Genomic DNA, 8,504 nt, shown 5'->3' with positions numbered 1-8,504 from the left:
GCCCCCCCCGCCTATCGCCTGGCACTGCAGACCCGCGAACAGCACATCCGTCGCGACAAGGCGACCAGCAACATCTGCACCGCTCAGGCCCTGCTGGCCAACGTCGCCGCCATGTATGCGGTCTATCACGGTCCAGAAGGGTTGCGTGCCATCGCCTCCCGCGTCCACAGTCACGCTCGGACGCTGGCCGCCGGGCTGCGGGTGGCCGGTCATCGGGTGCTCCACGAGGAGTTCTTCGACACCGTCACCGTCGTGGTGCCTGGCCGCGCCGACACTCTGGTGACCGCGGCCGAGCAGGCCGGCATCAATCTGCGGCGTGTCGACGACGATCAGCTGGCGATCGCCTGCGACGAGGTCACCACCGACACCATCATCGACACCGTGCTGGCGGTGTTCGGCGCCCACCGCCCCCGGACCACCGCTGTCGACAGCCTTCCAGCGACTGTGGTGCGTACGTCTATGTTCCTGCAGCATCCGGTGTTTCACGAACACCGCTCCGAGACGGCAATGCTGCGTTACCTGCGGTTGCTCTCGGACAAGGACCTCGCGCTCGACCGCACCATGATCCCGCTCGGGTCGTGCACGATGAAGCTCAACTCGGCCGTGGAGATGGAGCCGATCAGCTACCCCAGCTTTGCCGGCATCCATCCGTTCGCGCCCGAGCATCAGACCGTCGGCTACCGCCGGCTGGTCGCCGACCTCGAGCGGTGGCTGGCCGACATCACCGGCTACGACCGGGTTTCGTTGCAGCCCAACGCCGGATCTCAGGGAGAGCTCGCCGGTTTGCTGGCCATCCGCAGCTTCCACGTCGCTCACGGGGATACCCGACGCGACGTGTGTCTGATACCGCAGTCCGCGCATGGCACCAACGCCGCGTCGGCCGTGCTGGCCGGGTTGCGGGTCGTGGTGGTGGCCACCGCCGACAACGGCAACATCGATCTGGACGATCTGCGCACCAAGATCGCCGCTCATACGGGTCAGATCGCGGCGATCATGCTCACCTATCCGTCGACCCACGGCGTGTACGAAACCGATGTCCGCACCGTCTGCGGCCTCGTCCACGATGCTGGTGGCCAGGTCTATGTCGATGGCGCCAACCTCAACGCGCTGGTCGGGCTGGCCCGGCCCGGTGAGTTCGGCGGCGACGTCAGCCACCTGAACCTGCACAAGACCTTCTGCATCCCCCACGGCGGTGGGGGTCCCGGCGTCGGTCCGGTGGCCGTGCGTGCGCACCTCGCACCGTATCTGCCTGGCGATCCGGCCGCCGGAGAGATCACCGCGAGTCCAGTATCGGCGGCGAACTACGGGTCCGCCGGCATCCTGCCGATCACCTGGGCCTATCTGGCGCTGATGGGCCCCGACGGACTCACCCACGCCACCAAGACCGCGGTCCTGGCGGCCAACTACCTCGCCCACGCACTCGCCCCGCACTATCCGGTGCTCTACACCGGCACTGGGGGGCTCGTCGCGCACGAATGCATCCTCGATCTGCGCGAGCTCACCGCAGCCACCGGTGTCACCGCCGAGGACGTCGCCAAACGTCTCATCGACTACGGATTCCACGCCCCCACACTGTCGTTCCCGGTCAACGGCACCCTCATGGTTGAACCCACCGAATCGGAGAACCTCGCCGAACTCGACCGGTTCATCGAGGCGATGATCGCCATCCGCGGCGAGATCGACCTGGTGGCCGACGGGATCTGGCCGGTCGAGCGCAGCCCCTTGCGGCAGGCACCACACACCGCCGAGCAGGTCACCGCCGACCAGTGGGATCTCCCCTACCCCCGACACACGGCCGCCTATCCCACCGCCGCGGTGCGCACCGCCAAGTACTGGCCGCCAGTCGGCCGCATCGACGGGGTACGCGGCGACCGCAAGCTGGTGTGCTCGTGCCCACCACCGGAAGCATTCGCCACCCCCAGCACATCACTTATCCATGCCCAGGAGGCCACCCGATGACCATCACGACTACCCCGGTCTCACCGTTGCTCGGCGAACACCATTCCCTCGGAGCGCATTTCACTGATTTCGCGGGCTGGCAGATGCCTCTCAAATATGTCGGTGACCTCGCCGAGCACCACGCGGTGCGCACCGCGGCCGGACTTTTCGACCTCTCGCACATGGGCGAGATCGCCATCGAGGGTCCCGACGCGGCCGCGGTGCTCGACTACGCGCTCGTCGGCCAGCTCTCTACCACCGCATCCGGACGCGCCAAGTACTCGTTGATCTGCACCGCTGACGGCGGTGTCATCGACGACCTGGTCGTCTACCGACTGGCCGACGACCGGTTCCTGGTGGTCGCTAACGCCGCCAACACCCGTCGCGTCTGCGCCGAATTCGATTCCCGGGCCGAAGGTTTCGACGTGGCGGTGAACGATCAGTCGGCCGAGACCGCACTGATCGCCGTGCAGGGTCCCCAGGCGCAGGCCATCGTGGCCGCCCTGGTAGCCGGCCCGGACCGCGCTGCGGTGGCCGAACTCAAGTACTACGCCGCCGCATCCGCGGTGGTCGCCGAGATCGACGTACTGCTCGCCCGCACCGGCTACACCGGCGAAGACGGGTTCGAACTCTATGTCCCCAACGAGCACGCCGTCCCCCTCTGGCAGGCGTTGCTCACCGAAACCCGCACGTGCGGCGGCACTCCCGCCGGTCTGGCCTGCCGCGACACCCTGCGCCTGGAAGCCGGGATGGCGCTCTACGGGCACGAACTGACGTTGCATACCAACCCGTATGAAGCGGGGCTGGGCAAGGTCGTGCGCCTCGACACCAGCTTCGTTGGTCGCGATGCACTGGCCGCCCTCGCCGACCAACCGCCCACCCGCACCCTGGTCGGCCTCGTCGGGACCGGTCGCCGCGCCGCCCGCGCCGACTACCCGGTCCTCGACACGTCGGGCCAGGAGATCGGCACCGTCACCTCCGGCGCCCTCTCGCCGACTCTGGGCTACCCGATCGCCATGGCTTACGTGGACCTCGCCCACGCCCACCCCGGCACCGAGGTGTCCGTCGACATCCGCGGCAATGCCGAAACCTACACCGTCACACCACGTCAGTTCTATCACCGCTCCGCTACCTCCTAGCTCCACTTCTCTTGGCTCCACCTCTCTTCCGCTGAAAGGCTTCACCATGTCTGCTGGACTTCCCACCGACCGCAGCTACACCGACGAACACGAATGGCTGCTCGTCTCCCCAGGCACACCGCTGCCCACCGATGAACCGGTCCGGATCGGAATCACCGGTCTGGCCGCCGACAACCTCGGCGACCTCGTCTTCGTCGAACTCCCCGAGGTCGGGTCCACGGTGACCGCTGGCGAGACCTGCGGCGAAGTCGAATCCACCAAAACCGTGTCCGAGTTGTATTCACCGGTCACTGGCACGGTCTCGATCGTCAACACCGCTGCCGTCGACGATCCGAGCATCATCACCAGCGACCCCTACGAGGGTGGCTGGCTGTTCGCGGTGCTGGCCACCGACGCCGGTGAGTTGCTCAGTGCCGCCGAGTATGCCGAGAAGAACGGTGTCGAGGCGTGAGCGTCCTGGACCGCACCCTTGATGACTTCGACCCCGATGTCGCCGCGCTGATCGGCAAGGAACTCGAGCGGCAACGCGGTGGGCTCGAGATGATCGCGTCGGAAAACCATGCGCCGCTGTCGGTGATGCAGGCCCAGGGCTCCGTGCTGACCAACAAGTACGCCGAGGGCTACCCGGGGCGCCGCTACTACGGCGGCTGCCAACATGTCGATGTCATCGAGCAGATCGCGATCGACCGGGTCAAGGCTTTGTTCGGCGCCGAGTTCGCCAACGTGCAACCCCACTCCGGTGCCACCGCCAACGCCGCAGTGATGCACGCCCTGATCACTCCCGGCGACACCATCCTGGGACTGTCCCTCGACGCCGGCGGCCACCTCACCCACGGAATGCGCATCAACTTCTCCGGCAAGCTGTATGCCGTTGCCGGCTACGGTGTTTCCGAATCCGACCACCTCATCGACATGGATGCCGTCGCCGCGGCCGCCCGCGAGCACCAGCCCAAGCTGATCATCGCCGGCTGGTCGGCCTACCCGCGACAGCTCGACTTCGCCCGATTCCGGGAGATCGCCGACGAGGTCGGGGCCTACCTGATGGTTGACATGGCCCACTTCGCCGGACTCGTGGCCACCGGTCTGCACCCGTCGCCGGTGCCGCACGCGCATGTGGTCACCTCCACCACCCACAAAACACTCGGCGGTCCGCGCGGCGGCATCATCCTGTCCAACGATGCGGCCATCGCGAGGAAGATCAACTCGGCGGTGTTCCCCGGCCAGCAGGGCGGACCGCTCGAGCATGTCATCGCCGCCAAGGCCACCGCTTTCAAAATGGCCGCCGAACCGGAGTTCACCGAGCGTCAGCGGCGGTGCCTGGCCGGGGCACAGGCGGTCGCGCACCGCCTGAGCCGACCTGACGTCAGCGACGCGGGTATCAGCGTGCTCACCGGCGGCACCGACGTGCATCTCGTGCTGGTTGATCTGCGTCAGGCCGCCATCGACGGCCAGCAGGCCGAGGATCGGCTCGAGGCGATCGGAATCACCGTCAACCGCAATGCTGTTCCCTTCGACCCACGCCCACCGATGATCACCTCCGGTCTGCGGATCGGTACCCCGGCCCTGGCCACCCGCGGCTTCGATGTCGCCGACTTCGAGCGCGTCGCTGACCTCATCGCCCGCGCTCTGACCGCCGTCGAGGGTGCCGAGGGTGCCGACGTCATCGATCTGGCCGCGCAGGTCCGTGCGCTCGCTGAGGCCCACCCGCTCTATCCCGGCGTGGGCACACCATGACCGTCAGCGTGTTCGACCTGTTCACCGTCGGCATCGGACCATCGAGTTCACACACCGTCGGGCCGATGCGCGCGGCCGCCGACTTCGCCGCCACCCTCGACCGCCGCGGCCTGCTCACCGACCTGACCGGGCTGCGCGTCGACCTCTACGGGTCGCTGGCGGCCACCGGCTCCGGGCACGGCACCATGGCCGCCATCCTCCTCGGTCTCGAAGGCCACCGCCCCGACACCATCGACCCCGAAGACATGGACCAGCGGCTTGCGGTGGTCCGGGCCAGTGGCCACATCACCGTGGCCGGCGTCGTGGGCGTCGCGCTCACCGAAGACGACATGCACCTGCACCCGGCTATCATCCTCGACCGGCACCCCAACGCCATGACCGTGACCGCGCATGCCGCAGCCGGACGCGAGATCTGTTCGCGCACCTTCTATTCCGTCGGCGGCGGATTTGTCGTCACCGACGACGAAACAGATACGGCCACAAGCGAATCCGAGGCCGATCATCCTTTGGCGTTCGACTCCGGGCAGGACCTGCTCCTACTCACCGAGCGTTACGGCATCCCGATCAGCGCGGTGATGCTGGCCACCGAACAACCACGCCACACCGAGGCACAAGTACGCGCCCGCCTGCTCCACATCCGCGACGTCATGCAGGCCTGTCAGCAACGAGGCATGACCCGCCACGGCACCCTGCCCGGCGGACTCGGCGTGCAACGCCGCGCCCACGATTGGTACACCCGACTGTCCGCCGAAGACTCCCACCGGGATCCGGCGTTCGCCGAGGACTGGGTCAACCTCGTCGCCCTGGCGGTCAACGAAGAAAACGCCGCCGGCGGTCGCATCGTCACCGCCCCCACCAACGGCGCAGCCGGCATCATCCCCGCCGTCCTGCACTACGCCCACCACTACACTCCCGCCGGCCGCACCGATCCCGACGACGTCGCCGTCCGATTCCTGCTCACTGCCGGCGCGATCGGTTCCCTGTACAAGCAGCGTGCCTCGATCTCCGGCGCCGAAGTCGGGTGTCAGGGCGAGGTCGGCAGCGCCGCCTCCATGGCCGCTGCCGGACTGGCCGAAATCCTCGGTGGCACAACCGAACAGGTCGAGAACGCCGCCGAGATCGCGATGGAACACAGCCTCGGTCTGACCTGTGACCCCATCGGCGGGCTCGTGCAGATCCCCTGTATCGAACGCAACGCCATCTCCGCGGGCAAAGCCATCAACGCCGCCCGCATGGCGTTGCGCGGGGACGGTAGCCACCGCGTCAGCCTCGACCAGGTGATCGACACCATGCGCGCCACCGGCCACGACATGAACGCCAAATACAAAGAGACCTCCACCGGAGGGCTCGCCGTCACCGTGCCGGTCAACGTGGTCGAATGCTGACCGCCGACGCCACCCGATGCTCATCCCCAATTCGTCTGCCGCATCAGGAGATCCACCCATGACCACCGCCGCCGAGGGCCGGCGTCTGCTACGCCTGGAAGTCCGCAACAGCTCCTCACCCATCGAACGTAAACCCCCGTGGATGAAGATCAAAGTCCGCACCGGCCCCGAGAACCAGACGCTGACCCGTCTCGTCGAGCGCGAGGACCGGCACACCGTGTGCCAGGAGGCGGGCTGCCCCAACATCTTCGAATGCTGGGAAGACCGCGAAGCCACCTTCCTCATCGGCGGAGATCAATGCACCCGACACTGCGACTTCTGCCAGATCGACACCGGCAAGCCCACGGCACTCGACCGTCACGAACCACGCCGCGTGGCCGAATCCGTGCAGACCATAGGACTGCGCTACGCCACCATCACCGGCGTCGCACGCGACGACCTACCCGACGGCGGAGCGTGGTTGTACGCCGAAACGGTCCGCCAGATCCATCAGCGCTGCCCGGGCACCGGCGTCGAACTGTTGATCCCTGATTTCACGGCCACCCCGGAGCGACTCGCGGAGGTCTTCGACAGCAAGCCAGAAGTGTTGGCCCACAACCTCGAAACCGTTCCTCGGTTGTTCCGCCGCATCCGCCCCGGCTTCACCTATGAGCGCTCCCTCGAGGTGATCACCCGTGCCCGCGACTCCGGCCTCATCACCAAATCCAACCTCATCCTCGGGCTCGGCGAAACCACCGACGAGGTAATCTCCTCGATGCGAGACCTGCACAACGCCGGCTGCCAACTCCTCACCATCACCCAGTATCTGCGGCCCTCACTGCTCCACCACCCCGTCGACCGCTGGGCCACCCCCGATGAGTTCGACTCACTCGCCGACACCGCCCGCGACATCGGGTTCATTGGTGTCATGTCCGGTCCTCTCGTCCGATCGTCTTACCGCGCCGGACAACTTTACGCGCAAGCCGTCGCGGCAGGTAAGAAGGACTAAATGCCCGACAACCTCTCTCACTATGTCTAGGATCACCGGTCATGCGACTGCTTTCAGAAACATATAAGCGTACATGCGAGCCGCGTCGGGTAATCGAGCAGTGAGAACACTGCGAGCGCTGTCGCTGCTCGAGATGACTCTTGCAGTCCTCGGGCTGATATGGCTGGCCTACTTAATAAACTTGGACACGCCGATCGGTCTCATTGTCGCGTGGGATCTGTTCGCGATGGCCTACCTGGCGACTGGCTGGGTCCGGCTCCGGAATGCAATTCCCCTGTTCCACGACGACGACATCCCGCAGATCTTCGGGCCTCGCTGGCACGCAAACGTTTTTGCCCTCATCGTCAGCTGCACTGGCCTGGCAGGTGGAGTGCTCATCGTTGTCCGACACAACGAGGACGACGGATTTAGCTTTGTCAAAGGAGCTGCCGCTCTGACAATCCTCCTGTCGTGGCTTCTATTACACGTGGCGTGCGCCCAAATCTACGCGAGAGCCAGCGGCGTTGACGGCGGCCTCGACTTCCCCGACTGCCCGGAACCCGGAATTGTCGAATACGTCTACTTCTCCGTCACCATAGGAACGTCGTTCGCAGTGTCCGATGTCACTATCACCTCAACCGCCATGCGCCGCCGAGTAATCACCCACAGCATCGTGAGCTTTTTCTTCAACGCGATCGTCATCGCGATCGCCATCGACTGGATCAAGTCCTAGCGGTGAAAGCTGGTCGAGATCCGGGCACGGCCTGGGTGGCAGGTCCCCGATAGTCGGTCCGGTCTGTTGTAGAGCCGTTCCTTCTTGTGGTTGATCAGTCGATCTCGCAGCCCACGGGATGGTGCCTGTGGGTGCATCCGGCAGCGTACTCGGCCGGGGTCTTGTAGCCCAGTCCCGAATGCCGGTGTCGGTGGTTGTGGTCGTCTTTGAAGTCGCCGATGACCACGCGGGCCTCCAACAGGGTGGGCCAACAGTTGCGATTCAAACACTCATCTCGCAACCGGTTGTTGAACGACTCGATGAACCCGTTGTTCCACGGCGTGCCGGGTGGAATGTAGGAAATCCCCACCGACCCAGCACAAAACGCTTGGAGGGCCTCTGAGATGAACTCAGGCCCGTTATCCATGCGCAGCACCATCGGCGGGCCACCCCAGATCGCGAACACCTTCTCCAACTCCTCGATCAACCGCTCGGCGGTGATCGAGCGGTCCACGATGTTTGAGGTTCCCCAGTTTGAGTGGACACCCGAGATAGTGGGGTTATGGGCCCTGCTGGAAGGATGTCACTATGTCGAGGACGCGTCGGTCGTTTACGCCTGAGTTCAAGGC

At 65.8% G+C, this 8,504-nt stretch carries 8 protein-coding genes; 7 read left to right on the top strand and 1 reads right to left on the bottom strand.

All coding sequences use genetic code 11. The features are described 5' to 3' along the window. From gcvP to B1964_RS29620, 7 genes are all read left to right on the top strand, one after another. A partial coding sequence (gene gcvP / locus B1964_RS29650; RefSeq protein ID WP_079932326.1) for an aminomethyl-transferring glycine dehydrogenase occupies window positions 1–1,959 on the top strand: 1,959 nt, incomplete at its 5' end. Continuing rightward, a complete protein-coding gene (gene gcvT / locus B1964_RS29645) occupies window positions 1,956–3,077 on the top strand; it encodes a glycine cleavage system aminomethyltransferase GcvT (protein WP_079932325.1) in 1,122 nt (373 codons plus the stop codon). The genes gcvP and gcvT, both read left to right, overlap by 4 nt. Before the next feature lie 46 nt (window positions 3,078–3,123). Then, window positions 3,124–3,528, top strand: a complete 405-nt coding sequence (gene gcvH, locus B1964_RS29640) for a glycine cleavage system protein GcvH (protein ID WP_079932324.1) — start codon at window positions 3,124–3,126, stop codon at window positions 3,526–3,528. Then, on the top strand, window positions 3,525–4,811 hold the full coding sequence (glyA, locus tag B1964_RS29635) for a serine hydroxymethyltransferase (protein WP_079932323.1): 1,287 nt from the start codon (window positions 3,525–3,527) through the stop codon (window positions 4,809–4,811). Before gcvH ends, glyA begins: the two co-directional genes overlap by 4 nt. Beyond that, window positions 4,808–6,196, top strand: coding sequence for an L-serine ammonia-lyase (locus tag B1964_RS29630; RefSeq protein ID WP_079932322.1), 1,389 nt, complete (start codon window positions 4,808–4,810; stop codon window positions 6,194–6,196). The genes glyA and B1964_RS29630 overlap by 4 nt, the downstream gene beginning before the upstream one ends. Window positions 6,197–6,254: 58 nt before the next feature. Then, a complete protein-coding gene (gene lipA / locus B1964_RS29625; RefSeq protein ID WP_079932321.1) occupies window positions 6,255–7,184 on the top strand; it encodes a lipoyl synthase in 930 nt (309 codons plus the stop codon). A 100-nt stretch (window positions 7,185–7,284) separates the two neighbouring features. Continuing rightward, window positions 7,285–7,896, top strand: a complete 612-nt coding sequence (locus B1964_RS29620; protein WP_253194276.1) for a DUF1345 domain-containing protein — start codon at window positions 7,285–7,287, stop codon at window positions 7,894–7,896. A 94-nt stretch (window positions 7,897–7,990) separates the two neighbouring features. Here B1964_RS29620 and B1964_RS29615 read toward each other — a convergent pair whose 3' ends face one another. After that, window positions 7,991–8,389: an integrase core domain-containing protein gene (locus B1964_RS29615; RefSeq protein WP_172399023.1), complete on the bottom strand. Its 399-nt coding sequence runs from the start codon at window positions 8,387–8,389 to the stop codon at window positions 7,991–7,993. Between the last annotated feature and the right edge of the window lie 115 nt (window positions 8,390–8,504).

This window comes from Gordonia sp. i37 (assembly GCF_002043085.1).
Taxonomy (GTDB): Bacteria; Actinomycetota; Actinomycetes; order Mycobacteriales; family Mycobacteriaceae; genus Gordonia; species Gordonia polyisoprenivorans.
Note: the sequence above shows the minus strand (reverse complement) of the source record. Positions and strands in the feature narration are given on the sequence as shown.